Annotated in this window: 23 protein-coding genes; 4 read left to right on the top strand and 19 right to left on the bottom strand. The window is 53.7% G+C overall.

From position 1 onward, the window contains the following. Window positions 1–53: 53 nt before the first annotated feature. The 13 genes from trxA to AC6CHM_RS14770 form a co-directional block, all read right to left on the bottom strand. The gene (trxA, locus tag AC6CHM_RS14830; protein ID WP_115054532.1) at window positions 54–380 is read right to left on the bottom strand and encodes a thioredoxin; all 327 of its coding nucleotides are present in this window, start codon (window positions 378–380) and stop codon (window positions 54–56) included. Window positions 381–829: 449 nt separating this feature from the next. Further along, window positions 830–4327, bottom strand: coding sequence for a double-strand break repair helicase AddA (gene addA, locus AC6CHM_RS14825; RefSeq protein ID WP_498173618.1), 3498 nt, complete (start codon window positions 4325–4327; stop codon window positions 830–832). After that, window positions 4324–7464 carry a double-strand break repair protein AddB gene (gene addB / locus AC6CHM_RS14820; RefSeq protein ID WP_498173617.1) on the bottom strand — a complete coding sequence of 1047 codons (3141 nt, stop codon included), beginning with the start codon at window positions 7462–7464 and terminating at the stop codon, window positions 4324–4326. Before addB ends, addA begins: the two co-directional genes overlap by 4 nt. Then, window positions 7457–8179 carry a nucleotidyltransferase family protein gene (locus tag AC6CHM_RS14815; protein ID WP_115054529.1) on the bottom strand — a complete coding sequence of 241 codons (723 nt, stop codon included), beginning with the start codon at window positions 8177–8179 and terminating at the stop codon, window positions 7457–7459. Before AC6CHM_RS14815 ends, addB begins: the two co-directional genes overlap by 8 nt. Continuing rightward, window positions 8176–9690, bottom strand: coding sequence for a tRNA (adenosine(37)-N6)-threonylcarbamoyltransferase complex ATPase subunit type 1 TsaE (gene tsaE, locus AC6CHM_RS14810; protein WP_498173616.1), 1515 nt, complete (start codon window positions 9688–9690; stop codon window positions 8176–8178). The genes AC6CHM_RS14815 and tsaE overlap by 4 nt, the downstream gene beginning before the upstream one ends. A 5-nt stretch (window positions 9691–9695) precedes the next feature. Then, window positions 9696–12224, bottom strand: coding sequence for a sensor histidine kinase (locus AC6CHM_RS14805; RefSeq protein ID WP_498173680.1), 2529 nt, complete (start codon window positions 12222–12224; stop codon window positions 9696–9698). Window positions 12225–12429: 205 nt separating this feature from the next. Continuing rightward, complete coding sequence (ahcY, locus tag AC6CHM_RS14800) at window positions 12430–13830, bottom strand: adenosylhomocysteinase (protein WP_115054527.1); 1401 nt, start codon at window positions 13828–13830, stop codon at window positions 12430–12432. Window positions 13831–14003: 173 nt separating this feature from the next. Continuing rightward, window positions 14004–15149, bottom strand: a complete 1146-nt coding sequence (locus AC6CHM_RS14795) for an alpha-hydroxy acid oxidase (RefSeq protein ID WP_307281547.1) — start codon at window positions 15147–15149, stop codon at window positions 14004–14006. Window positions 15150–15206: 57 nt separating this feature from the next. After that, a complete protein-coding gene (locus AC6CHM_RS14790) occupies window positions 15207–15521 on the bottom strand; it encodes an HPr family phosphocarrier protein (protein ID WP_115054525.1) in 315 nt (104 codons plus the stop codon). 9 nt (window positions 15522–15530) lie between these two features. After that, on the bottom strand, window positions 15531–15932 hold the full coding sequence (locus tag AC6CHM_RS14785) for a PTS sugar transporter subunit IIA (RefSeq protein WP_115054524.1): 402 nt from the start codon (window positions 15930–15932) through the stop codon (window positions 15531–15533). A gap of 162 nt (window positions 15933–16094) precedes the next feature. Then, window positions 16095–16562: a phosphoenolpyruvate carboxykinase (ATP) gene (locus AC6CHM_RS14780; protein ID WP_115054523.1), complete on the bottom strand. Its 468-nt coding sequence runs from the start codon at window positions 16560–16562 to the stop codon at window positions 16095–16097. A gap of 4 nt (window positions 16563–16566) precedes the next feature. Next, a complete protein-coding gene (locus AC6CHM_RS14775; RefSeq protein WP_115054522.1) occupies window positions 16567–18354 on the bottom strand; it encodes a sensor histidine kinase in 1788 nt (595 codons plus the stop codon). A 109-nt stretch (window positions 18355–18463) separates the two neighbouring features. Then, window positions 18464–19183, bottom strand: coding sequence for a response regulator transcription factor (locus tag AC6CHM_RS14770; RefSeq protein WP_162802600.1), 720 nt, complete (start codon window positions 19181–19183; stop codon window positions 18464–18466). 311 nt (window positions 19184–19494) lie between these two features. On the opposite strand from AC6CHM_RS14770, the gene AC6CHM_RS14765 reads away from it, so the two are divergent. The 4 genes from AC6CHM_RS14765 to AC6CHM_RS14750 all read left to right on the top strand — a co-directional run bounded on the left by AC6CHM_RS14765 (window position 19495) and on the right by AC6CHM_RS14750 (window position 22892). Continuing rightward, window positions 19495–21105, top strand: coding sequence for a phosphoenolpyruvate carboxykinase (locus tag AC6CHM_RS14765; RefSeq protein WP_498173679.1), 1611 nt, complete (start codon window positions 19495–19497; stop codon window positions 21103–21105). A 92-nt stretch (window positions 21106–21197) separates the two neighbouring features. Further along, window positions 21198–21635: an alternative ribosome rescue aminoacyl-tRNA hydrolase ArfB gene (gene arfB / locus AC6CHM_RS14760; RefSeq protein ID WP_115054794.1), complete on the top strand. Its 438-nt coding sequence runs from the start codon at window positions 21198–21200 to the stop codon at window positions 21633–21635. A gap of 117 nt (window positions 21636–21752) precedes the next feature. Continuing rightward, window positions 21753–22211: a peptidoglycan-binding protein LysM gene (lysM, locus tag AC6CHM_RS14755; RefSeq protein ID WP_115054520.1), complete on the top strand. Its 459-nt coding sequence runs from the start codon at window positions 21753–21755 to the stop codon at window positions 22209–22211. 66 nt (window positions 22212–22277) lie between these two features. Further along, a complete protein-coding gene (locus tag AC6CHM_RS14750) occupies window positions 22278–22892 on the top strand; it encodes an alpha-ketoglutarate-dependent dioxygenase AlkB (protein ID WP_115054519.1) in 615 nt (204 codons plus the stop codon). On the opposite strand, the gene coaA is transcribed toward AC6CHM_RS14750, so the two are convergent. The 6 genes from coaA to AC6CHM_RS14720 are packed head-to-tail and all read right to left on the bottom strand — an operon-like array spanning window position 22879 to window position 26895. Next, window positions 22879–23892, bottom strand: coding sequence for a type I pantothenate kinase (gene coaA / locus AC6CHM_RS14745; RefSeq protein ID WP_307281530.1), 1014 nt, complete (start codon window positions 23890–23892; stop codon window positions 22879–22881). The genes AC6CHM_RS14750 and coaA overlap by 14 nt on opposite strands. A 2-nt stretch (window positions 23893–23894) precedes the next feature. Further along, window positions 23895–24218, bottom strand: a complete 324-nt coding sequence (locus AC6CHM_RS14740; RefSeq protein ID WP_307281528.1) for a phosphoribosyl-ATP diphosphatase — start codon at window positions 24216–24218, stop codon at window positions 23895–23897. Between the two features lie 13 nt (window positions 24219–24231). Beyond that, the gene (hisF, locus tag AC6CHM_RS14735) at window positions 24232–25017 is read right to left on the bottom strand and encodes an imidazole glycerol phosphate synthase subunit HisF (RefSeq protein ID WP_115054517.1); all 786 of its coding nucleotides are present in this window, start codon (window positions 25015–25017) and stop codon (window positions 24232–24234) included. Further along, complete coding sequence (gene hisA, locus AC6CHM_RS14730; RefSeq protein WP_115054516.1) at window positions 25014–25757, bottom strand: 1-(5-phosphoribosyl)-5-[(5-phosphoribosylamino)methylideneamino]imidazole-4-carboxamide isomerase; 744 nt, start codon at window positions 25755–25757, stop codon at window positions 25014–25016. The genes hisF and hisA overlap by 4 nt, the downstream gene beginning before the upstream one ends. Then, the gene (hisH, locus tag AC6CHM_RS14725) at window positions 25754–26404 is read right to left on the bottom strand and encodes an imidazole glycerol phosphate synthase subunit HisH (protein WP_307281523.1); all 651 of its coding nucleotides are present in this window, start codon (window positions 26402–26404) and stop codon (window positions 25754–25756) included. The genes hisA and hisH overlap by 4 nt, the downstream gene beginning before the upstream one ends. Before the next feature lie 2 nt (window positions 26405–26406). Further along, on the bottom strand, window positions 26407–26895 hold the full coding sequence (locus tag AC6CHM_RS14720) for a DUF2628 domain-containing protein (RefSeq protein WP_498173615.1): 489 nt from the start codon (window positions 26893–26895) through the stop codon (window positions 26407–26409).

Genomic DNA, 26895 nt, shown 5'->3' with positions numbered 1-26895 from the left:
CAATAACAAAAAGCCCGCTTTGCAGCGGGCTTTTCGATGAATATCAGAACTGATCAAGCAGCCGAGTTTTTGATCCAGTCGGAAAGCTTGCTCTTTGGAGCAGCGCCAACCAGATTGGCAGCGAGCTCACCATCCTTGAACATCAGCAAAGTCGGAATCGAGCGCACGCCAAACTGGGCAGCCAATTCAGGGTTCTCATCAATATTAACTTTGGCGATTGTAACTTTGCCATCCATTTCCGCAGCGATTTCTTCAAGCGCCGGTGCAATCATCTTGCAAGGGCCACACCATTCTGCCCAAAAATCCACAACGACAGGCTGACCGGCCTGAATTACATCGGACTGGAAATTGCTGGTGTCAATTTTGACGGTGGTAGCCATGAAGCTGTTCCTTAACCTTGTGAATGTGTTGCCCATCATGTGGTGAGTCTGCTGTGCCTAGTCAAGCCGACTCATGTCACGATTCAGTGCAATCTGTCACCTGACGGCTTTCAACCCTGCGTTTGTTGCTCAAAGCACTACTTCAATCGTATTTCGTCAAGCAGTTTGAGGGCGAAGCAGCAGCACGAATCCAGCCAGTGCACCAGGGAGATGGCCTCCCTGGCTGAGGCATACGGCCATATGCCCTCAAACTTGGAGCAATAGATATGTGGTATCTGCCAATGTCTATTACCTTTGAACTCAAAAGAACCCGGACCAGCTGGACACTGACAATCCGGGTTCAATTGATAACTTAAGGCAAAGTGGGGTGGGCGAAGCTCACCCCACACTCCAAAATCAATATAGCAGCTTTCTTGCCGATTCCAAGACGGGAACAATCCTGTCCAGTTTCAAGCCATTCGCTCAAGAGCAATCTGCATGGCGTCCACCGGGATGTCGATAAGATGCGGACCTTCGGTGAAAAGCAAAGCAGCTTCTACTGTCTTGCCGGGATAAAGCGGCTCAAGCAGCTTCCGGTAAAGGGCGAGCTGAGCGATATAGGCATCTGGAACCGTCGACAGATTTTGCGGCGGAGGACGGTTGGTCTTGTAGTCGACAATTACAACCCGGCTTTCGCTCACAGCAAGCCTGTCAATAATGCCGGAAACCGCATGATCCTTGCCGCGAATATGCAGCGTTCCCATGATTGCGACTTCCGCCAATGAACCTGGCGCGAAGACCGGCGCAAAATCGGCTGAATTCAGCACAGCAAAGACCGAGTTAAGCGCCTTCTCGATCTCCTCCGGTTCCCAATCATAAGCGGCGCGGCTGAGATAACGCTGAGCCGCCTGCGCACGTTGTTCGTCCGGAATATCGGGCAAAGTCTGCAACAGCGCGTGGATGACCGTGCCGCGGCGGATGGCGAAAGCGGGATTCTTTCCATCTGTCAGTAGCACCGGCGAACCTGTGACCAGCGGCGCCTCATCATCGGGCTCGATCAGGACCGATACGCCGGATGGTGCAAGGGGCCTTGGCAAGCCCGCTTCCCGAGGCATCGGTATGCGATAGGTAGGAGGAAAGGGAACGGCCCTTGGCTCAAGGGGAAGCTCTAGTTCGATAGGCGTAGCGGCTGCGGGTTCAGTCAACCGGTAACGCTTGGCGATGACAGACTCGACAGGATGTTGCATTGGCTCGCTCGTGTCACCGAGTGCTGCCTCCACAAGCCCATGCCATGTATCCGGCACCTGCCGCGAACCGCGATAACCACAAATGATGAGTCTATCTTCAGCACGTGTCATGCCGACATAAAGCAGGCGGCGATATTCTTCTTCTGCCCTTACCTTCAGCTTATCGACAAGGCCCGCCGAGAAAGCAGTCGCATAAGCCTTTCCGGGTACGAACAAAAACCCTTTGCCCTCCCAGCCGCTATATTCTCTCATATCGAAAGAAAGCAGATTGGACATACGCCCGCCTGAAGAAGCCGAACTGCCGGAATCGACGAGGAATACCACGGCGGCTTCAAGGCCCTTTGCAGCATGCACCGTCATGATGCGGACTTCATTACGGCTTTGATCCAGCTCCCGCTTGATTTCCGGCGTTACTGCTTCCAGCGTTTCCAAAAATGCCTGCAAGCCCGGCAAACCGGTTTTTTCGGTTGCGATTGCGTAGTTTTGGAACTCATCGATAACATCGCCCGCCTCATGGCCAAGACGTGCAAGAAGCTCACGGCGCGCGCCGCCGCGTCCAAGAATATCCGCATAAAACTCGAAGACTGGTACAGTATCGGCACGGTTGCGCCACTCCTGAAGACGCGCGGCAACCGGAGCCAGCAGCAGATCATCCTTTGCCTGCGCCAATAGCCGCTCATAAAGCGTTTCATTGGCCGCCCGCTCATAACCGAGCGTAAAGAGCTGATCGTCATCCCACTTGAACAGGGGGCTTTTGAGGAGTGCCGCCAAGGACAGATCATCGGATGGCAAAAGCATGAACCGCCCAAGCGCCATGAGATCCTGGACTGCGATGTGATCCGTCAATTTCAGACGGTCTGCACCGGCGACCGGAACATGGCGCTTCTTTAATTCGCGCGACAAAGCCGGCATGAACTGGTCACGCTTGCGTACCAGCACCATGATATCGCGCGCTTCAAGGCGCCGGTTCTGCCCTTCAATGATTTCACCATTCTTCAACCAGTGCTCAATGGTTCGGGCAATTTGCTCCGCAAGACGCACGGGTGGTGCTGGCAAACTATCAACTGGTGTTCGCCAGTCATCCTCTTCCGGTGTTGTTTCCGGTGTCAGCATATCCCAGATCTGCACTTCACCCGGATCATGGTCGCGAATGGCTGTATGGACAGTCGGACCGTGATCGGCACCAAAGCCGCGATGGGCTTCCGGCCGCTCGAACACCTTGTCCACTGCAGACAGAACGTCCGGTGCAGAGCGGAACGAGAAGTTGAGATTAACCCGTTCAAAGGTCAGTTCAGCTTGGCCGGTTTTTTGCTCCGTCGCCTTGCCGTGTCTGGCAAAATCCTCCGGAATCGCACCTTGAAACGAGTAAATCGATTGCTTTTCGTCGCCGACTGCAAAAAGGGTGCGCCGCACATTGCGTGCGGTATTGCCGGTAAAGAATTCCTCGCTGAGAAGCCTTATCACGTTCCACTGGTTTGGGCTGGTATCCTGCGCTTCGTCGACGAGAATATGGTCAATTCCCTTGTCGAGCTTATATTGCACCCAAGGCCCTGCATCCTGCCGCGCAAGCAATGCCACGGTCCTGACAATGAGATCGTCAAAATCGAGAAGCCCGCGATTTCTTTTCATGTGCTCATAGCGGCCGATAAGGTCATCGACCACCACCAAGGCTGAAAAAGTCAGCCGGAGAAGGCGCAATTGCTTTAATTTATCCAAACCCTCGAACACGCGCTGTGCAGCGCGGTCGAATCGCTCGATGAAATCCGGAAAGCGTTCTGTTACGCCCTTTGTGCCGATATAGGCGCCACTTTTGGGCTCTCCTGTTGCCTTGATAAACGCGGTTCGCAATGCCTCTTCGCGTTGGTCAGACTCCGGCCCAAACTTGGCGTCGAGCAGGATCATCGCAAATTCCTGCGCTCGTGCGGCACTCTTTTGAATGTCGAGGATCGAACGCAGCATTTCCCGGTCAAATTCCTGAACCGGCCACAGTGCAGAAAGGATATCGTCTTCTGTTTCAGTGCCGGTAAATCCGAAATGGGAGTAGAACGCCGTCCTGCGCAGGTCGTCTTGCCCGACTTCTCGGATAAAGCGGGTAAGATCATTGCGCTTGGTGACCGCCTCATCAAGAAGCTGTTGCAAGCCGAACTCCCCGGCAGCGTCAAGCACATCCGCAAAGGCTGAAGCAAGCTCGACATTATGATCAAGGCGCGCTGCTTGCAGCACCTGCCGCCGCGCTTCGCCAATAAGCGCAACCTGCATCATGTCGTCCATCAGTTCGAAATGACCGGCAATATTCGCCTCTAACGGAAACTGATGCAGAATGGCTTCGCAAAAGGCGTGAATGGTTTGTATCTTGAGGCCGCCGGGGGTCTCAAGCGCCCGCGCAAACAAGCGGCGCGCCTGAGCCAGCCGCTTTGGTCCGGGCCGTGCACCGTCAATGTCCTCAATGATTTTTGCCAACGCGTCGCCATCCATGGTTGCCCAATCGGAAAGGCGCGCAAAGACACGGTTTTGCATCACCGCCGCAGCAGCTTTCGTATAGGTCAGGCACAGGATTTTCGACGGGTCGGTGCCATCCAGCAGCAAGCGGATGACACGGTCCGTCAAGACATAGGTTTTGCCGGAGCCCGCATTTGCCGACACCCAGACAGAGTCCTTTGGATTTGCTGCCCTGCTCTGGTTGCGCGTGGTTTCCGGCGGGATGGTTCGAGGCTTTCTCATTCGGCCTCCCCTCCCTCTTCAGCGCCACCAGCCGACCACTCCAAAACGCGGGCCAGATGGTCATAATCGCCGGTCAAATCACTTTCCCTGAATGGCAGAGCACGGGACAGATAGCCCTTATGCGGATCACCATAGGCCGTCAGCAATTCATTGAGACGCAGCCACGACAATTCGCCCAACTCCGGCGCAGTTTTTTCACTTCCATTGGCAGCCGTGCCGATTCTTAAAATGGATTCCGGATCGACTTTTCCATTTGGCCGTAACCGCACATAAAGAAGATCGGCAGCTTTGCGTGCCCCAACCTCATGAAACGCACCCCGTGCCAGCAATGCGGCTTCCAGCGCTAGCTGCGGCGACAAAAGAACATGGGCCTGCCGCTTGGATGGTGTTGATCCGGTCTTGTAGTCAATGATGTCAACCGTACCGTCGCGGAGCAAATCCACCCGGTCTGCCCGGCCTGAAAGTGTGACGCCAGTTGCTTCGACGACAATCTTTTTGGAAGCAATTTCGGGATGACGTTCGGAAATCAGATGGTCTCGTAGCCGCTCCCAGTTCAGATATTCCGGCACCAGCGATTGGAACCTGGGCCACCAGACTGCATCGATTTCTTCCGGTAACGCGATGTCGTCAAAATACTGCCTGCCTATTTCCAGAAGACGTCTGGCGGCATTCGCATCAAGAGGATCAATGCCCTGTTCCGTGAAATGCGCGAGGATATTGTGAAAGAGCGAACCGCGCTCAGCCACGTCAGGATCACGGATCAATGGCTCAATGGGCCGCAACCGCAAAATGCGCTTGGCAAAGATGGCATAGGGATCGCGCCGGAGCGTCTCTATTTCTGTAACTGAGAAGTGCTTGGGGCGGGCTGTTAAAGGCGGCTTCGGTTCCGGTCGTTTGACAAAATCCTCATCCGGCGCGTGGTCGATTTCCCGCGCCCATCCAAGATATTTTGCCCCACGCCTGCGCAGCTCTCCGGTAGCGTCATTGCCAAGAACCGTCTCCAGCCTTTGCAACCAGCGCGAAGCAACCGTTGGCGCATTGGCTGAGCGCTGTGCACGCGTAAGAATAACCTGATCCATTCCCAGCGCCATCTGAAAATCGTGCGCGGCAAGGCCGGTGCGCCGCTCCGGCGGATCAAGATTTATAATGGATTTCATCGGCCGTGACATGAACGGATCATTGCGCGTTTTTCCCGGCCATGAGCCCTCATTCAGTCCGCCGATAATCATCGTATCAACAGTTTGCAGACGCGCTTCCAGAGCACCCCAAATAAACAGGCGCGGATGAGCGCCCGCTTTTGGTTTTACAACCTCTCCCGCAATCAGAGCTTCCATCATTGCGGGGAATTCGCCGACAGAAAAATCGAGCTGCGAATCCGCCGAGATCAGATTGCGCAGGAAGGCGGCGAACTGTTCACCAGCCGCTCCACTATAAAGTGCAGCAATATCTCCCTGATCATCCCGCACCAGATTTTCCAGACTTGCAACAACCGCCTGAATGATCTGCGGCAGCTGTACAGATTCCGTGACTCCAACAAAATGAAACAAGGGTTCCATCGCACCGCTAAGCGCCTTGCAGACGATATGCGCGGACTCAATTCTTGCAGCGCTGATCTGGCGAAGCCAGGCCGGTTCAAATGGCGTAGATCCTGTTTCGGCAAGGCGTCTTTTGAAATGTTGCTGGAAATCCGATAGGGTGGCTCGCCCTGTACCACCACGCAGCGCAACCAGTTCAATAGTTTCTGCAGCCTGGCGAACCCTGACACGATCAAGGCCAAGCCGCGTCAGTGGATGTTTTAGCAAAGCCAGTAACGCAACCGGATCCCCGGGATTGAAAACAATATCCAGGACCAGTCGCATCAAAGCCGCAGGTCGCGTTTCGCGCATGGCATGTCCACCGGAATCATCAGCGGCTATATTGAACCGCGCGAGTTCCGTTGACACACGGCGGGCAAGATCGCGATCGGCGGTGATCAAAGCTGCGGTCTTGCCCGGTTGTTCTATGGAATCGCGCAAGGCCACTGCGATGCTCAGCGCTTCCTCGCGCTCATTTGACGCTTCAATCAGGGCAATGGAGGCAACGGCAGCGGAAAACTGACCGCTGTTCCGGTTAATTTGCGCCCACGCCTCACTCGTGTCGGCGGGGCGCATCGCCTCGGCCAAAAGGTTTTCGCGTTGGCGTTTTTCTGGAGTGACGCCGCCCAGCACAATCACATCCTGACGCAGCACACCCAGTTCACCGAGCAGTTTGCGCAGCCCATATTGCGGGTGACCAAAAATCGAAGGATTGTCTGCGGTGCTTGCCAAAACATCCCAGCTGACGGCATCCATATCGCGATCAAGCCCTGGAAGGACAAGGGCGCCCATGGGCAATGAAGCAATAGCAGCCAAGAGCTTTGCTGTTGCAGGTATGGATCCAGTAGAGCCCGCCGCAATGACAGGACCCTGCGACGCCTTGCGCAGGAGCCTTTCGGCTTCAAGCTCAATCAGCCGGTTACGGTGGGCAGCAGGGTTGGAACGTCTGCGTTCAGCCAGAATATCGGGCCAAAGGCTTGTGACAATGTTTAGAAAATCGAGAGTGACCTGCCACCAATTTGGTAATTCTTCAGAAACAATATTGGAAAGCGTTGACCATCCGGCAGCTTCAGTCTCAACCTGATCCATGAGTCCGGCAAGATCGCGGGCAAGCCAGATCGCATCGGCGGTCGTTGCCGGAATGGCAATTTCCTCATTTCCAAACAAGGCACGCACATGTTCCGGCAGGCGTTCGCGCCAAGGCCGGACCAGTCGCGCTAAAAGCAAAAGCCTCTCGACACTGCCTATTGCCGGCAGAAGGTCGAAGAAGGCATCGGAACCCATGTCGAACATGGCTGCATCTTCATCGACATCGCCCAATGCTCGGATTACTGGCAGAATCGCTGATTTAACCGGGCTTTTCTCGACAAGTAGCGAACGCAGCGTTCGCGCTGCACGACGGGTCGGCACATAGATTGTAGCATGAGCCAGCGCCATTGGATCATTCGGGTTTGCAGGATAACCCGGAATCAAGGCTCCCGATTGCAGCGCATCCACAAGCGCTGGAAGAAAAGGCGTACCCGGCGCTATGGAGAAAATATTCGGATTCTGGCGCTCAGCCATGAATCCCCTGCTTGGCAATAGCGGCATCTGCCTCTTCTATTGCATCCGGCGTGCCGACTGTCAGCCAAATGCCATCCATCGGCAGTCCAAAGAGCCTGTCAGCTGCAATCGCTTCATCGAAATATCGGTTCAATGATACTTTACCCGATGGAGCATTCGCGAAAATGCGCGGATGGATGATCGCCGCTCCGGCATAAATATAGGGCGATGTCTCACCCGGCTTCAAACGGCGCAATTGCCCGGTATTGCTCATGCTGAAATCGCCACCACCTTCGCGTCCAACAGCCTGATCCATATGGGCAATCATCAAGAGAATATCCATGCTCGCATCATTCCACCCTTCGGCAAGCAGGACAAGATTGGGTTTGTCGCTATCGGTCCAGAAAGTATCGGCATTCAAAACATAGAATGGTTCAGAGCCAATTTGCGGCAGGGCTTTGATGATACCCCCCGCAGAGTCGAGCAACTGCTCTCTTTCATTGGAGATTTCGATCAATGGCGCTGTGCGCTCCATCAGATGCGTTTCAAGCTGGTCGGCAAGATAATGCACATTGACCACGGCGCGTCGCACGCCAGCGCCGGCAAGCGAATCCAGCCCCCAATCGATCAATGATTTGCCGGCTACCTTTACCAAAGGTTTTGGTATTGTATCGGTTATCGGTGCCATGCGTTTTCCCAAACCGGCAGCGAGAACCATAGCTGTATGCGGTGTCATGCCTTAATCCTTTGGGCGAGTATTCCATTCTTTTCGCACCAATCCTTGACTGGCGCCAGAGCCGGATGATCAATAACCCGCTCCAGATAAGTTTGAATACGCGGAAGATGCCTCAAATAAAATGGTTTGCCGTCGCGCTCATCGAGCCGAACGAATATGCCAAGAATCTTTGCATTGCGCTGCGCCGCCATAATGGCAAAGGCTTTTTTGAAACCGGTCTCATCAAAAGCTGTGCTTCCCGCGCGACGCTCTTCAATATAGGCCGCAAGCAACAAATCCTGCATGTCGGGCTCAATCGTCACGCGCGCATCCATGATGAGAGATGCGACATCATAGGCCGAAGGACCGAGCATCGCATCCTGAAAATCAATCAGGCCAACGCGTTCAATGCCTGATCTATGAGCCTGCCAAAGGATGTTGGGTGAGTGAACATCGCGCAGAAGCAGGGATTGCTCGGCATTACTAAGCTGGCTAAATACATTATCCCATGCAGCGATATAACTGCTCTTCAAATCGGGACTTATCACTGTTCCGTTCATGCGCGGCACATACCAGTCCGACAAAAGCTCAACTTCAATCATCATCGCATCCCGGTCGAAATGATGCAGACGATGCATAGCTCCATTTCCTACAGGTATATCCTGTGGCCAGATGAATTGATGGAGTTTGGCCAGCAAGCGCACAGCAGCCTCATAGCGCTCGAAGATGGGCGCTCCATCCTTATCAAGAATACCATCACTGCCGAGATTTTCGATGACGAGAAAACCATGCTCCAAATCTTCGGCGTTGATATGCGGGACATTGAAGCCTTTGGACGCCAGGAGACGATCCAAGGCCACGAAAGCATTCACTGACTGGGAAAGATGCGCAATCTGCATGTAGGTTTTGCCATCGCGCAGGATTGGACCGCCCGGATTATAGGGTGAGTTCATCAGGATGAGCGGGGTTCCGCTGCCCGTCGACAGGGTCTCATAGCCCCGGGCGGATGCATCGCCGAGAAGATATCGCCGTTCAGCATGCGCTAAACCCGATCTTGCCAGAAAAGAGCGGATGGCCAGAGAACGTTCCAATCGCGCCAGAACATCAGGGGGGCCCTCGATGAAGGCTTTGCGGCCACTTCCATGATCCTGCAACGTGATGCTCAAGCTGACCGGCGGCAAAAACCCGTCAGCGCGTTCGGGCCATTCGACCAGTACAACCCCATCAAGCAGCGCCTCGTCGAGCCCCAACTCGTCAATCTCATCGGCAGTGGAAAGACGGTACAGGTCGACATGGCTAATGGGCAGCCGCAATTCGGGATAGGATTGCACGATGGTGAAAGTCGGGCTTGGTACGTCATAATCCGCATCATCAGCGATCGTACGGATTAAACCACGGGCAAATGTCGATTTGCCCGCACCAAGATCGCCGCTCAAAGCAATGAGATCCCCTTTGCGTAGGGACAGACCAACATCTTGGCCCAAGCGTGCAGTATCTTCAGCGTTCGCAAGTTCTACAGAAAACGGGGTCATTCAGACTATTCGGCAGCGAGGCTGAAGGACCGTGCCTCCAGCGGGAATCGACAGGTAACCAGCGTGCCCTTGCCTGCAGAACTGTCTATATCAACTGTTCCACCATGCAATTCGACAAAGCCCTTCACAATGGACAGGCCCAGCCCCGCACCGCGTTTGCGCCCGCCATTCGGGTAAGGCTGGAAGCGCTTGAAAATGCTGTTGAGCACATAATCCGGCATTCCGGGGCCATTATCCATGACACTGAACACCATTTCCGTCTGTTCGCGCCAGCACTTGAGCGTAATCGTGCTGCCTTCCGGAGCATAGTTAGCCGCATTGCTCAAAAGATTGGACAGCACCTGCTTGATACGGGCGGCATCGGCACGGAACGAACCTGTTCCTGTCTCAATACGCGTATCGAGCAGAATATTATGTTCCTTGAGCCGGTCGGCGACTTTCTCCGATGCAACAGTGACGGCATCGGTGACGGAAACATCGCTGATATCGAGCTCCATGATCCCCGCATCCACAGTGGCCAGATCAAGAATGTCATTCACGATGGTCAAAAGCACTGATGAAGAAGTGCCGATATGATCAAGATAGTCCCGTTGACGGTCGTTCAACGGTCCGGTCATGGGCGTTTGGAGAAGCTCGGTAAAGCCCATAATATTGGTCAGCGGCGAACGCAGTTCATAAGAGACATGCTGGACAAAATCATTCTTCAGCTCGTCAGTACGCTCCAGCGCTTCGTTCTTTTCTTTCAGTGCACGCTCAACCTGAACAGAATCCGTCACATCGACGAAGGTGAGCATTGTCTGGCCATTAGGCAGTGGCGCCGTTGCATAAGACAATATTTTACCCGTTGTCAGCTCTATATGGCCGGAGAGCGAGCGGCGCTCATCATCAAAACCAGTGACTGTCGTTACAAAGGATTCCCAATTATCCGCGTCCGATACAGGTTCGCACACCCGCCGGATTGCCGAAATATGCGTGCCTTCCGCTACCTGTTCGCTCTTCAGCGACCACAGCGAGGCAAAAGCAGGATTGGCAAGACGTACTTTTCCGTCTGACCCAAACACCGCAACACCTTCAGCAAGGTAGTCCAGCGTCTGGCCTTGCACTTTGATCAGCGTGTTATAACGGCTTTCGAGTTCAAGCTTTTCAGTCAGGTTCTCGAACACCCAGGTAACGCCGCCCTTCGGCTGGGGATTGACGATAACCCGCAATGTGCGGCCATCGGTCAGGTGCCAGACATATTCCTGCGATTCGATAGAATGATAGGCGGAAAGAACCTGTTCCTTCCAGCGCCGCCAATCCGGCTGCTCGGGCAATATGCCATCGCTGCGGAAACGGTCGAGCAACATGGCATTGTCAGGATTGCTCTCAAGGAATGGTGTCTCGAGACCCCATAATTTGGCGAATGCCTGATTGAAGAATTGCAACTTTCGGTTGGCATCAAACATTGCGACAGCCGAATTCAGCTGATCCAACGTATCCGAATGATTGAGGACAGTCCGTTTAAATTCCTCCCGGATCAACTCAGCTTCGCTGATATCGATTGCCATACCCGCAGATCCATTGCTTGCGGCAATATCGGTAACGCTGAATACGTGCCTGTCGCCGCCAACTACGGTCGAGAGTTGATCGTGGAATTTACGGTTCAGTGTCTTGTCGCGCTCTATGCGTTCGCGCGCCTGAATACCGAAAAGCTCGCGACCATCGCGAACCGCGCTATTGGGGTCGCGCTCGTCGACCGCCTTTGCATAGGCCAGATTAACCCAATTCAACTGACCTTCACTGCTGCGGCTCCAGGCTGGCATATCGATTGCATCCAGCAGACCACGCAGCGTCGCGACAGCTTCGCTTAAATGATAGTTTTCGGCTTTAAGCATGGCTTGAGCGGCACGAACTTCGCCTGGATTGATGAAGCGCACGATAGCATATCCGCCAGAAGTGCGGCCCTGCACCTCCAGCGGCGTGCCTTTCGAGGTCTCGATGGCTATGTCGAAAGGACGGGCTTTCTCGCGCAGCGCTGATACTGACCGGTCCAGAAGCGTGACGGATTCAACCCGCAACCAGCGGCCAAAGGCCAGAAAGAGCGAGCGGCTTTCGGGCACGCCGATTTCAGGCGGCAGACTGCCGATGAGCACGGGAGTCGACGAGCTTCCCTCCCAAACTATAACGCGCTGATCCTTAAGATTGAGCAGGGCTTCGTTGCGCTGAACCGTGACATTCAGATCGGCAACCTTGTCGCGCAAATGGCGGTTCTCATGGGCAATGCGGCTACGCTCCCGAATGAGCCAGCCCGCGGAGAGCAGGGCAGCACCCATGGCACCAAGAAACATTGCGAACTGAACGACTTCAAACGTGCCGACTTTCATCCCGAAGGGAGTATCGATCAGGCCAAGCATATCTTCAGCGTGAGCAGAGAAGGAGGCAGTCAAAAGGATTGGCAGCGCGGAAACTGCGCTCAATGCCCGGGTTTGCAGCCTGCTCAGCACGGATCGTTTGTGTGCTGCATCTTCACTGCGAACATCACCTTCAATTTTCATGTCAACCGTCGCAGCCCCATCCAGACGAATGACGATCCTCTTTTCCATCCGGCTTATCACCATTTGGCCCATCAAGAGCAACGTCATCCCGAATCACTACAATAAACCTTGAGGGAATCGACGGGAAGAACTATGCGCAAAAAAGAAAGCCGGAGAATTTGTCAATTCTCCGGCTTCTATATATTGTAGGTATATTCTAGCTATATCAATATCTGTAGTGGTCAGACTTGAATGGACCCTTTGGAGTCACCCCGATATAGGCAGCTTGTTCTTCCGAAAGAACCGACAATTTCGCTCCGAGCTTGTCGAGATGCAAGCGCGCAACCTTTTCGTCGAGATGTTTCGGTAGGACGTAGACTTCATTCTTGTACTGATCACCACGGCTATAAAGCTCGATCTGGGCCAGAACCTGATTGGTGAAGGAGGCTGACATAACGAAGCTTGGATGGCCTGTTGCATTGCCCAAATTCAATAGGCGGCCTTCAGAAAGAAGCAAAAGACGCTTGCCGTCAGGGAACGAAATCATGTCGACTTGCGGCTTGATGTTGTTCCATTTGAGATTGCGCAGGGCCGAAACCTGGATCTCGTTGTCAAAGTGTCCAATATTGCCAACAATGACCATGTCTTTCATCTGACGCATATGGTCGATGGTGATGACGTCCTTATTGCCGGTCGTGGTGATGATAATATCAGCCGTTGGTGCTGCATCTTCCAGCGTGACGACTTCAAAACCATCCATGGCTGCCTGCAAAGCACAGATCGGATCGACTTCAGTTACCTTGACACGAGCACCGGCACCCAGCAGCGACTGGGCCGAGCCTTTGCCGACATCGCCGTAACCGCAAACAACAGCGACCTTACCGGCCATCATGACGTCGGTTGCGCGGCGAATACCGTCAACCAGCGATTCCTTGCAGCCATATTTATTGTCGAATTTCGACTTGGTAACACTGTCATTGACGTTGATTGCGGGGAAAGGCAGCAGGCCCTTCTTTTGCAACTGATAGAGACGGTTAACGCCCGTTGTGGTTTCTTCGGTAACACCCTTGATCGCATCGCGCTGCTTGGTGAAGAAGCCCGGAGTTTCCTTCATGCGCTTCTTGATCTGCGCGAAGAGGATTTCCTCTTCTTCGCTTTCCGGCTTCGAAAGAACATCTTCGCCAGCTTCGGCGCGCGCGCCGATCAGAATATACATTGTGGCGTCGCCGCCATCATCGAGAATCATGTTGGATGGCTGACCATCCGGCCACTGGAAAATCTTATCCGTATAGGTCCAATATTCTTCGAGCGACTCGCCTTTAATCGCAAATACCGGCGTGCCGGTTGCGGCAATGGCTGCTGCAGCATGGTCCTGGGTAGAGAAAATATTGCATGATGCCCAGCGCACTTTTGCACCCAGCTCCTGCAAAGTCTCGATCAGAACCGCTGTCTGAATGGTCATGTGCAGTGAGCCGGTGATGCGCGCGCCTTTGAGCGGCTGCGACTTGCCGAATTCTTCACGGCTGGCCATCAGACCTGGCATTTCGGTTTCAGCAATGTCCATTTCCTTGCGGCCCCACGCGGCCAGCTCAAGGTCCTTGACTACGTAATCCTGCTTATCGGCCATCTTTTTTCAGCTCCGTCTTTGTTATTTGGATCGGCAAGGCCCAGTTTTTCAGACCGCCGGAGATGCGCTTGACTAGCAGATATGCCATCCGCACACAATGGGATATAAAGAAATCCTTATGCGTGCATATGCGGCATCAAGCAACTGCGCCATTTCTGTTGATGATTTTGATTTTACCGGAAGCGCAGGTTCTCGCGGGAAAGCTGATCAATGGAGGTGCAGCCCATAAGCTTCATGCCTCTTTCAACCTCTATTCTCAAGAGATCGACAGCGCGATCGACGCCTTCCTGCCCTGCGGCAGCGAGCGGAAACAAATAATACCGGCCGACACCCACCGCCTTTGCGCCTAGGGAAAGCGCCTTCAAGACATGCGTTCCCCGCTGAACGCCGCCATCCATGATCACGTCAATCTTGTCGCCGACAGCATCGACAATTTCGGCCAGCTGATCAAAGGCAGCGCGCGATCCATCCAGCTGGCGGCCACCGTGATTTGAAAGGATGATACCCGTGCAGCCGATATCAACTGCTCTTTTTGCATCGGCCACCGACATGATGCCCTTAAGACAAAACTGCCCCGACCAGAGCTTGACCATTTTTTCCACATCATCCCAATCCAAGGACGGATCGAGCATCTCCGTGAAATATTTGCTGATCGACATGGCTCCGCTTTCCATCTGCACATGCCCTTCAAGCTGCGGCAGCCTGAACTTTTCATGTGAAAGATAGTTCAACGCCCACATCGGCTTGATGGCGAATTGCAGCATTCCTGCCAGATTGAGTTTGAAAGGAATGGAAAAACCGGTCCGCTTGTCGCGTTCGCGGTTTCCGCCGGTAATACTATCGACGGTCAGCATCATCACTTCAACGCCCGCCCCCTTGGCGCGCTCCATCATGGCGTGGTTGAGCCCGCGATCCTTGTGAAAATAGAATTGATAGACCTGCGGGCCGCTATGCTGCTTGCGCAACTGCTCAAGATCGACAGTTCCAAGCGAGGAAACACCAAACATTGTGCCATATTTGGAAGCGACATTGGCCACGGCATGTTCCCCGCGATGATGGAAGAGACGCTGCAAGGCTGTTGGAGACAAATAGAATGGCAGGGCCAATTTCTGTCCCATAATCGTTACCGACATATCGACGGATTCAACGCCGCGAAGAACGCTTGGGAGAAGGTCGCAATTTTCAAAACTTGCAGCGTTGCGGCGCAGCGTAATTTCATCATCAGCCGCTCCATCGATATAGTCGAAGATGGGGCCGGGCAGACGCCGCTTGGCCAATGCTCTGAAATCATGGAAATTATAGCAATCGCGCAGACGCATCGAAACCTCGTATCGGGCTTGGGGAATCAGGAAAAGTGATCTCTCAGCGATCGAGGCTCAGGCTTCTTCACCAAATTTATCCGCAATCAAAACGCCAAGCGCTTTCATGACTTCGGAAGCCTGGCGACCAGAGGCGCTGACTTTGATGCAGCAACCGGGCGAAGCTGCCAGCATCATCAATCCCATGATTGAGGTGCCGCCGACGGTCATTCCATCTTTTTCGACACGCACATGAGCATCATATCCGTCAACCAGTTGGACGAACTTCGCAGAAGCACGCGCATGCAAGCCACGCCTGTTGACGATCTCGAACAATTCAACGAGCGCGTTTTCCGCATTAAATGTGCCAGTCGTTTCGGCAGTCAGACGCATTTACTACCTCTATTTGGCTGTCAGCACCTGGCTGGCAACATTAATGTACTTGCGTCCGGCATCCTGACTTTCCTTCAAGGAGGCAGCCATGTCGTTGGTAAGCCGAACACTGGAAAGCTTGATCAGCATTGGAAGATTAACGCCGGCGATAACTTCCACACGTCCAGCTTCCATTACCGAAATTGCAAGGTTGGAAGGTGTTCCGCCAAACATGTCGGTGAGGATAATGACGCCTGAGCCATTGTCAGCGCGAGCGACAGCATCAACGATGTCCCGCCGGCGCTGCTCCATATCATCATCTGCACCGATCGAGACGGTCTCCAGATATTCCTGCTGCCCGACCACATGCTCAACCGCATGATGAAACTCTTCGGCCAGTCTTCCGTGCGTCACAAGCACGAGTCCGATCATTCTGAAACTGCTCCTGTCGCGCCAGCCCGTTTAAGAGTAGGCTTTTTCTGCGCTCTAAAATGCCCCGTTTGGCAGGTGTCGCATTCTGGCAGGACGAATCGCGAAGGCAAGCAGAAAATGTCATCCACATGGCAGTCAGTCATTTTATCGCAGGATAACTCGTTAACCCGCTGAATCCACCAGCTTATTTTTCCACTCTGGCTTGAATAACCATGCTTCAACCGAACGGCAGGCGGATTCAACTTCACCGGCAGGTAGGTCCAAATGCGCAATTGCGACACCTAGCAGTTGTGTATGGGTGTTTTCATGTAATCGCACAACCTGCGCGGGCTCAACCAGACGTACCATAAGGTGAATCACCGCGTGCGGTTCATAGGCAAATGCGTGCAACCCTGAGCCGCGCACTTCCATTCCACCGCGTAGCGTATCGGGAGGCGAGCAAATCAATCGTCCGGAAACGGCTCGCACCAGACATTGATCATCACTGACCAATGTCGCATAGCGGCCCTCGGCAAAGGCTCTTTGCAAAAGAGCATGGGCGAGAGACGATTTGCCGGAACCCGAAGCGCCGATAATTATGATACCCCGATCACCAATCACGACAGCAGTGGCATGAATCAGTTCGGACATCCGATTATGCCTCGACCGGCAAAATGGCTATGAACCGTGCGCCAAGGTAATTTTCCGGATTTTTCGGATCAATGATATTTTCGGCATTCAACGTGCCGCCATGGGCTTCGATAATCTGGCGGCTGATCGAAAGACCAAGTCCTGAGTTTTGTCCAAAGGCCTCACCCGCTGGTCGATCCGTATAGAAGCGCTCAAAAATGCGGTCTATCTGCTCGACGCGAATACCGGGGCCATTGTCTTCAACCAAGATGCGGATTCGGTCGCCCAAATGCTGGAGCGTGACTGTGATGACGCCATTTTCAATGGGAACAAACGAGCGGGCATTTTCAATAAGATTTGAGACCACCTGCCCAAGCCGCAAATCATGGCCAACGACAAAAAACCCTTTTCGGTTATTTGGCAGCTTGTCCACGACGAACTCGATACGTGTATCTTTCTTGTTCCGCCGAACCTCGCGCGCGGCTACCACCAGATTGCCCAACAGGAATTTGAGATCCACATGCTCGGAATCTTCACGGGCAAGTTCTGCATCAAGCCGTGATGCATCGGAAATGTCTGTGATCAAGCGATCAAGACGGCGCACGTCGTGCTGAATGACATCCATCAACCGTTTGCGGGAATCATCATTCTTGGCCAATGGCAAGGTTTCAACAGCACTACGCAGGGATGTGAGCGGATTCTTCAACTCGTGGCTGACATCGGCAGCAAAGCTTTCGATGGATTCAATTCGCGCGTAGAGCGCATTTGTCATGTCACGAATTGAGGTCGAAAGATGCCCGATTTCATCCTGTCTTTCGGAAAAATCCGGGATTTCCTCGCGATTTTTCACACCATGGCGAACGCGATCCGCGGCCGCAGCAAGCCGACGCAACGGATTGGCAATTGTCGAAGCCAGAAACAGGGAAAGAATGGCCATGACCAGCGCTGCAACCGTGAATACACGGATAATTGCATAGCGTTCACCTTGGACGATCTTATCAATGTCACCGCCTTCGGTCGACAGGAGCAAAACGCCGAGCACAGCACGAAAACGCTGGATCGGTACGGCAACCGATACGATCTGCTCGCCTTTTTCCGTCATGCGCACGACAGTTGCCGGTTGTCCCGTCAGGGCTTTAACGATTTCCGGATAGGACGAGCCATTACCGCCGGGCAATTCCTGGTAGATCGGCAAATCGCTTCGACGCAAAAGCCGTGTCATGCGATTGGTAAGACGCTCGAAAAAACTGGGCTCTTCCCCATCAATGGGTGGGAGGTCATAACGGAGCACCTGCCCGCGTGAATAAAGATGACGAGAATCGAGCAGGAGATTCGAATCCCGGTCATAAATGCGAGCACGGGTGCGTGTGGGAGAAATCAGCCGGCGCAGGACGGGAGCCACGCGTTCGGGATTGATGGGAAAATCGAGATTGTCGAGAACGTCAGGGGAAGGCGTGATGCTTTGCCCTGCCTGGAGCTCCAGCAGTTTTTCCGGATCAATCGCAATGGAATTTGTATCCACAGTGGCCGATGAGGCAATTGCACCAGCGATGATCTCGCCCTGCGTCATCAAGCTTTCGACGCGTGCATCAATCAACCCGTCGCGAAATTGATTGAGATACATGATGCCGGAGAGCAGCACGGCCAAACCTGCGAGATTCAGGAAAAGAATGCGCCGTGTCAGACTTGAGAAGAGATAGTTTCCAAAGACGCGATTGAGCGGCTTGAACAGCCGACGCAAGGCAACCGAGCGCTTCCGGCGCATGACGGCGCTCTTGCGCGTAATATTGCCGCCTCGCAGTTCGGCTACCATCTTTGCCTCAAAACATCAGGAACGGGTTGTCTCATCGCACTCATATCACGTTGAGACAACCGAATTTTACAGCCGATTGGTCGGCTTTGAAAGCAGGCTTGCCCGCAAATCAGGTTTCGCGGAAGCGATAACCAACGCCATAGAGCGTTTCAATCATATCGAAGTCGTCGTCAACGACCTTGAACTTCTTGCGCAGGCGCTTGATGTGACTGTCGATTGTACGGTCGTCAACATAGACCTGCTCATCATAAGCAGCATCCATCAAAGCATCGCGGCTTTTTACAACGCCGGGGCGCTGTGCCAAGGAATGCAGAATGAGGAATTCGGTGACTGTCAGGGTTACCGGCTCACCCATCCATGTGCAGGTATGGCGTTCCTGATCCATGACCAATTGGCCACGTTCAAGCGACTTGGCCTGTACGCTGCCTGGCTTGGCGGTATTTTCACGTGCGGCGACCCGGCGCAAAACTGCCTTCACACGCTCGACGAGCAGGCGTTGTGAAAACGGCTTGGTGATAAAATCATCCGCGCCCATCTTCAAACCGAACAGCTCATCGATCTCATCGTCTTTCGATGTGAGAAAGATAACGGGCAGATCCGATTTCTGACGAAGGCGGCGCAAAAGTTCCATGCCATCCATGCGCGGCATCTTGATATCGAAGATCGCGAGGTTGGGTGGACGTGCAGTCAGGCCATCCAATGCCGAAGCACCATCTGTATAGGTCTCTACGCGATAGCCTTCCGACTCCAGTGCGATGGATACGGATGTCAGAATGTTGCGATCGTCATCAACGAGCGCAATAGTCTGCATTGCGGGTACTTCCCTCATGCCCTGCCTTCCTGTGTGCTACAAACCTGTGCGCTTGTGCCGGACAAATTAGGTACAAAATGTGGCACAGATCGCAAACCTTGTCATCCAATCACTTTTACAGGTGTTTTTTGCTGGTAAATAAGGCGGGCTTGCCTCTTCGCAACTAAACCGATTTAAAAAAAATTAAAATCTTTAAATCGATTAAACGTTTGAAACTATTTGATTTTTCTGCTTTTGACCAATTCATGTCGCATTTTACATTGAACATGTAGAGTGAGATTAACCAAAAGTTTGACCCATGCACCTTCTTAAACAATGGCGGACAGATGATTAGAGAGATCGGCATCCACAACGCGGCAATCGCGCTCGGCAACTCAGGTTTGAAGGGCGTTTCGGCGGCCTATTATAATCTTGGAACTGCCGAACTCTATGAGGAAACATTGCGCCGCGGCGAAGCTGTCTTGACGGCGCAAGGCGCACTCGTCGCCCGCACCGGCCAGCATACGGGCCGCTCTCCCAAGGACAAATTCGTCGTTCGCGATGCCTCCACGGAGGGTAATGTCTGGTGGGACAACAATTCGGCAATGTCGCCTGAGGCGTTCGAATTGCTTTATGCGGACTTCATGGAGCAGGCAAAGGGCAAGGAACTCTTTGTTCAGGATCTCGTCGGCGGCGCTGACGAAGATTACAAGCTTAATACGCGCGTGATCACCGAGTTTGCTTGGCACTCCCTGTTTATCCGCAATCTTCTCATTCGTCCGGAACGCGAGGCTTTGGCCGATTTTGTTCCGCAAATGACCATTATTGATCTGCCCTCTTTCCGCGCTGACCCGGCGCGGCATGGCACGCGGACAGAGACGGTCATCGCCGTCGACCTCAATCGACTTATCGTTCTGATCGGCGGCTCGGCCTATGCCGGTGAAATGAAAAAGTCAGTCTTCACGGCGCTCAACTATATTCTACCGGGTAAAGGCGTCATGCCTATGCATTGCTCGGCCAATGAGGGCCCTGATGGCGATACTGCGGTGTTCTTTGGCCTTTCCGGCACCGGCAAGACAACACTTTCGGCTGACCCCACCCGCACCCTGATTGGCGATGACGAGCACGGCTGGGGCGAGCACGGCGTTTTCAATTTCGAAGGTGGCTGCTACGCCAAGACCATTCGCCTTTCCGCGGAAGCCGAACCGGAAATTTTCGCAACGACACAGCGTTTTGGCACTGTTCTGGAAAATGTCGTTCTGGATGATAAGCGCCAGCCCGACTTCAATGATGGTTCGTTGACGGAGAACACGCGCTGCGCCTATCCGCTCGATTTCATTCCCAATGCATCGAAAACCGGCAAGGCGAGCCATCCAAAGAATATCATCATGCTTACAGCCGATGCTTTTGGCGTCATGCCGCCAATTGCCAAGCTGACACCCGCCCAGGCAATGTATCATTTCCTTTCCGGATACACCGCCAAGGTTGCGGGCACCGAGCGTGGCGTTACCGAGCCGGAGGCGACATTCTCTACCTGCTTCGGTGCGCCATTCATGCCTCGGCATCCTTCGGAATATGGCAATTTGCTCCGTCAACTGATCGCTGACCACAATGTTGATTGTTGGCTGGTAAATACCGGTTGGACAGGCGGTGCCTATGGCGTTGGCAAGCGCATGCCGATCAAAGCAACGCGCGCACTTTTGTCCGCCGCTCTAGACGGCTCACTAAAAAGCGCTGAATTCCGCACAGACCCGAATTTTGGTTTTGCGGTGCCTGTTTCTGTAAATGGCGTTGACAATGCGATCCTCGATCCGCGCTCAACATGGGCAGACAAGGCGGGTTATGATGCGCAAGCGAACAAACTTGTCGCCATGTTCATCCGCAACTTTGACAAGTTCGAAAGCCATGTAGACAGCGATATTAAAGCCGCTGCCCCACACACGCCGGTTGCAGCGGAGTAAGGGTAGCGGTCCCATATCTGAAGGCCCCGCTCACCATGCGGGGCTTTTTTATGGTTCTTCCAGAGAATCAAAGTTTGGGCTACCAATCTGTCATGGAAGAAAGCCGTAACCGCATAAAGATCAACAACCGAATCTGGATCGACGAGAGCGATCTGGAAGAGAATTTTATTCGCTCGGCAGGTCCCGGTGGGCAGAATGTCAATAAGGTTTCCACCGCCGTTCAACTGCGCTTCTATGCTGTGAAAGCAGGTTTGCCGGAGGAAGTTCTGGCAAGGCTTATCGCGCTGGCTGGTCAGCGGGCAACCAAAGACGGCGAGATTCTGATTGAAGCAAATCGCTTTCGTACACAGGAACGCAACCGTCAGGATGCGCGCGAGCGCATGGTGGCGCTGATTGCGAAAGCTGCTGAACCACCACCGCCGCCGCGCAGAAAAACCCGGCCCACAAAGGGTTCAATAGAACGCCGACTGAAAGAAAAGTCGGGCCGTTCCGGGGTTAAAAAGATGCGCGGGAAGGTTCAAGGCGATTGATAGGGATCAAATGGCTCATTACCGCGTTATGGTTCGGGTTCAAATCATCCTTTCCAAAGCAGGTATGAAATGTCACAACAATGCCTGTCGATTTGAACAATCAACAAGGAGCCAGTTATGGGACTATTTGATTTCGTAAAATCCGTAGGCAAGAAAATCGGTATTGGCGATGAAGAGCCTAGCGCCGAAGATCTGAAGAAGGAACTCGATTCCCACAAGCTCGGTACCGAAAACGTTGAAGTGGCAATCGAAGGTGACAAGGCAGTGCTCAAGGGCAATGTCACCAATCAGGAAATTCTTGAAAAGGCGATTATTGCGGTTGGCAATTCGCTCGGTGTCTCGAAGGTGGATACGGGCGGACTGACTGTTGACCAGACGACGACAGGTTCTGTCGCCAAGACGCCCGTCTTCTATACTGTGAAGAAGGGCGACAATCTTTGGAAGATCGCAGAGTCCCAATATGGCAAGGGTAAGGGCGCGAAGAACACGCTCATTTTTGAGGCCAACAAGCCAATGCTGAGCCACCCGGACAAGATTTATCCAGGTCAGGTGCTGCGTATTCCTGAACTTGGCTGAGTAAAGCTTCATGAACCCACAAACCCGGTGCATGGCGCCGGGTTTGTTTTTTGAGGTCGCAGGTCAATGATATTGCTCGCGCCGGGCATCCGCTACTTTCCTGATTATTTCACCCAACAGCAGCAGACCGCGCTGCTGGAAGAAATCCGGACCGTAGTAGCGGCAGCGCCGCTTTATGTTCCGGCAATGCCGAGAACCGGCAAGGAAATGAGCGTGCGCATGACCAATTGCGGCTCACTGGGCTGGGTTACTGACAAAGAATTCGGCTATCGTTATCAGCCGACACATCCCGTCACGCAGCAACCTTGGCCCGCGATACCACAATCGCTAGTCGAGCTTTGGCTCAGCGTTGGCGATTATCCGCAGCCTCCTGAGGCCTGTTTGATCAATTTCTATTCCGAAACAGCAAAAATGGGACTTCATCAGGATCGCGATGAGCAGAATCTTGAGGCACCCGTTGTCTCGGTTTCCTTGGGGGACACGTGCCTTTTCCGTTTTGGTGGAACGAACCGGAACGACAGGACGCAATCCATCAAGCTTTCAAGTGGCGATGTTGTTGTGCTGGGCGATGAAGGCCGATTGGCATTTCATGGGGTAGATCGTATTTATCCCGGAACCTCTACTTTGCTGAAAAGCACAGGCCGGATTAATTTGACACTCAGGCGCGTTACAGCTTCCTGAGCGCCACCTCTTCCACAAGGTGATTATCGCCCTTGCGCAGGATAAGGTCCGCACGGGGCCTCGTCGGCAGGATGTTTTCACGCAGGTTTTTCAGGTTGATATTTGCCCAGAGGCTTTCGCCAATTGCCCTGGCGGAATCATCGGAGATTGTCGAATAGCGATGGAAGAATGAGCTTGGGTCCTTGAACGCTGTCTCACGCAAGCGCATGAAGCGATCAATGTACCATTTGTGAATTTGCTCTTCATCCGCATCAATATAGATCGAAAAATCGAAGAAATCCGAGACAAACGGCACCATCTTGCCGTCTTCCGGCAAGTCACGCACCTGCAGCACGTTGATGCCCTCGAAAATCAGGATGTCTGGCGCATCGACAGTCTGAAATTGCCCCGGCAATACGTCATACGTTAAATGGGAATAGAGCGGCGCATTGACGTTGCGCTGGCCTGCCTTGATCTGCGAGAGGAACCGCAGCACCATGCCGACATCATAGCTCTCCGGAAATCCCTTGCGTTCCATCAGGCCTTTGGTCCGCAAAACATCATTGGGATAAAGAAAGCCATCCGTCGTCACGAGATCAACTTTCGGGCTTGAGGGCCAGCGCGCCAGCAGCTCTTTCAATACACGCGCCGTGGTCGATTTACCCACCGCAACCGATCCCGCAACGCCAATGATGAAGGGAGTCTTGAATGCGTCACCCGTATTGAGAAACTGGCGGCGCTGGTAGAACAGTAATTGACTGGCCTCGACATGGGCCGAAAGCAGACGCGAGAGCGAGAGATAGATCCGGCTCACCTCATCAAGATCAATCGGATCGTTCAATGAACGCAGGCGCTTGATTTCTTCATTGGTGAGAGTAATTGGCGTATCGGCGCGAAACTCAGCCCAGCGTTCTGCACTGAAGAAGTGGTACGGAGAAAATTCGCTGGGTGCCAATTGATCCACGACGTCGCCCTCCACAGCTATGATCGCCTGCCTGCCGCTTGCCGGGCCCGTGAACATGGTCAGCCCTGCCCCCGCGCAGCTTTCTCCTCAAGTCCGGTCTGTCTTGTCCGATGTTCCAGCTCTTGCAGAACCTCATCGAGCTTGACGCCGGAAATTCCCAGGACGACCAGCAAATGATAGAGCATATCCGCGCTCTCGGAAACAACGCCTTCCCTGTCGCCGGAAACTGCCGCAATGACTGTCTCGACGGCTTCCTCGCCAAGCTTCTGGCTGGCCTTGCCAATGCCTTTGGCATAAAGGCTAGCGGTATAAGACTGGATATCCGTGGAGCTGGCGCGCGTTGCAACGATACGTTCCAGATCCGCCAAGGTGAATGCAGTCATCAAAATTCTCCAGTCAACGAACGGGGTCCAGCCGCATCGGGATACCCGCAGCGGCCATATGCGCCTTCGCTTCCGCAATCGTATAGGTTCCGAAATGGAAAATGGATGCAGCGAGCACCGCTGATGCATGGCCTTCCCTGATGCCCTCAACCAAGTGATCGAGATTGCCCACGCCACCAGACGCTATGACAGGGACACGCACGGCATCAGCGATGGCACGCGTAACAGGGAGGTCGTAGCCGATCTTCGAGCCATCGCGGTCCATGGAGGTCAGCAGAATCTCGCCTGCCCCCAGATCGACGACCTTGCGGGCAAATTCGACGGCATCAATGCCCGTTGCATTGCGGCCGCCATGGGTGAAAATTTCCCAGCGATCCACTTCGTTGCCGGTTGATACTTTTTTGGCATCTATGGCGACCACGATGCACTGATTGCCGAATTTGTCCGCGGCCTCGGCGATAAAGTCGGGATTTACCACCGCAGCCGTATTTATCGATACTTTGTCGGCTCCTGCCAGCAACAATTTGCGGATATCGGCTACGGTCCGAACACCGCCCCCAACTGTCAGCGGCATGAAACATTGCTCTGCCGTGCGGGCAACAACATCGAAGATCGTCTCGCGATTGTCCGACGACGCCGTAATATCAAGGAAGCAAAGTTCATCTGCACCTGCGGCATCATAGGCTTTTGCCGCCTCGACAGGATCACCGGCATCAATAAGATCAACGAAATTGACGCCTTTTACGACGCGTCCATCTTTCACATCCAGACAGGGAATAACGCGCGCTTTCAAGGTCATGCTGCGCGCTCCCGTGCCTGGCGAAGTACATTCAACGCTTCTTCAGGATCAATACGACCATCATAAAGAGCGCGACCTGAAATAGCGCCCTCAAGCCTGCGAGCATCCGGCATGGTCATGCGAACAATATCGGCAATCGAGGCGAGACCACCTGACGCAATGACCGGGATGGAAACGGCTTCTGCAAGCTGCAATGTCGATTCCCAGTTAATACCGGCGAGAATGCCATCCCGGTCTATGTCCGTATAGATAATCGCGGCGACGCCAGCGCCCTCGAACTTTTTCGCAAGCTCGATGACGCCAAGTGTTGATGCCTCTGCCCAGCCCTCGACAGCAACTTTGCCGCCTTTGGCATCAATGCCGACAGCCACTTTGCCCGGGAAATGTTTACAGGCTTCGACAACAAGTTCCGGATCACGCACAGCAACTGTCCCCAGAATGACACGGGACAGGCCCTTTGCCAGCCAAGCTTCAATATGATCAAGGGTTCGGATACCGCCACCGAGTTGCACGGGATTTTTCGTCGCCTTGAGAATTGCTTCTACAGCCGCGCCATTGACGGACTCCCCGGCAAAAGCGCCGTTAAGATCCACCACATGCAGCCATTCAAAACCCTGATCTTCAAATGCCTTCGCCTGCGCGCCTGGATCGGTATTGTAAACCGTTGCCTGATCCATATCGCCAAGCCTCAAGCGGACGCATGCTCCGTCCTTCAGATCAATCGCCGGAAAAAGGATCATGGGTTCCACCTCAAGAAATTGCCTATAAGCGCAAGGCCAAGGGCTTGGCTCTTTTCCGGATGAAACTGTGTTCCAGCCATATTGTCGTTGGCAACTGCCGCGGTCACTGGTCCACCATAATCGGTAATAGCAAGAACGTCATTTTCTATCTCCGCATCGAGGAAATAGGAATGAACGAAATAGGCATGCAGCCCCTTCGGTCCGGTTTCGATACCGTCGAACAGCGGATGCGGCCGGGTCAAACGAATGGTATTCCAGCCGATCTGCGGGATTTTCAAGTCTTGATCGGACGGCACCATTTCGCGGACATCGCCCTTGATCCAGTCAAAGCCGGTCGAAATGGTCTTTTCGAGGCCACGTGACGACATTAATTGCATGCCGACACAAATGCCGAGGAAGGGTCGCGCTTTTTCAACGGCTGCCTCATGAATGGCCTCGACCATGCCCTCTACCGCGTGGAGCCCGCGACGGCAATCAGCATAGGCGCCAACGCCGGGAAGCACGATGCGATCGGCCGTGCGCACACGTTCCGCATCCGATGTCAGATCAATGGTCGCATTGATCCCATTTTCATGCGCCGCACGTTCAAAGGCCTTCGTGGCCGAGCGCAAATTGCCCGAACCATAGTCAATAATCGCAACGCGCATGTTCAGTTCTCTCCGCGATGGCTTACAAGCCCGACCATTCCATCAAGCGCTGGCGCCGTGCTTGAACGATAGGCCGGCAGGTCGGTCTTTGGCGCCGGTTCGCTCAACGGCTCGGCCATAAAATCAGGTCCATGGAAATAAGCGATTTCTGCATCAGCCGCAGTTTCTGCATCAATGACGGCACGCTGCTCGAAACCATTGCGTTCAAGCTTTGCATAACGCCAGCGGCGCGCCTCCAGCCCAACGAACAGGGAAAGAAGCGCAATGATGAGAGTCGCCAGACCTGCATGGTTCGTATAGTTTCCAACCAGCGAGATGATTATTGTTGCCACAAACACCAATGCGGCCTCAAACCACAGACGTTGCAGCATGAGCCACGGCACGGGGAAAATGAACCCAAGCCATGCAAATCCGTCACGGATGAAAACCGTGCGGTCATCATCCCGTTGACCGTTACGTAACTGCGGCATCAGTACAACAAAGCTGGCCAT

Source organism: Phyllobacterium sp. GQ127 (genome assembly GCF_059758635.1).
This window is presented reverse-complemented; position numbering and strand designations above follow the sequence as displayed.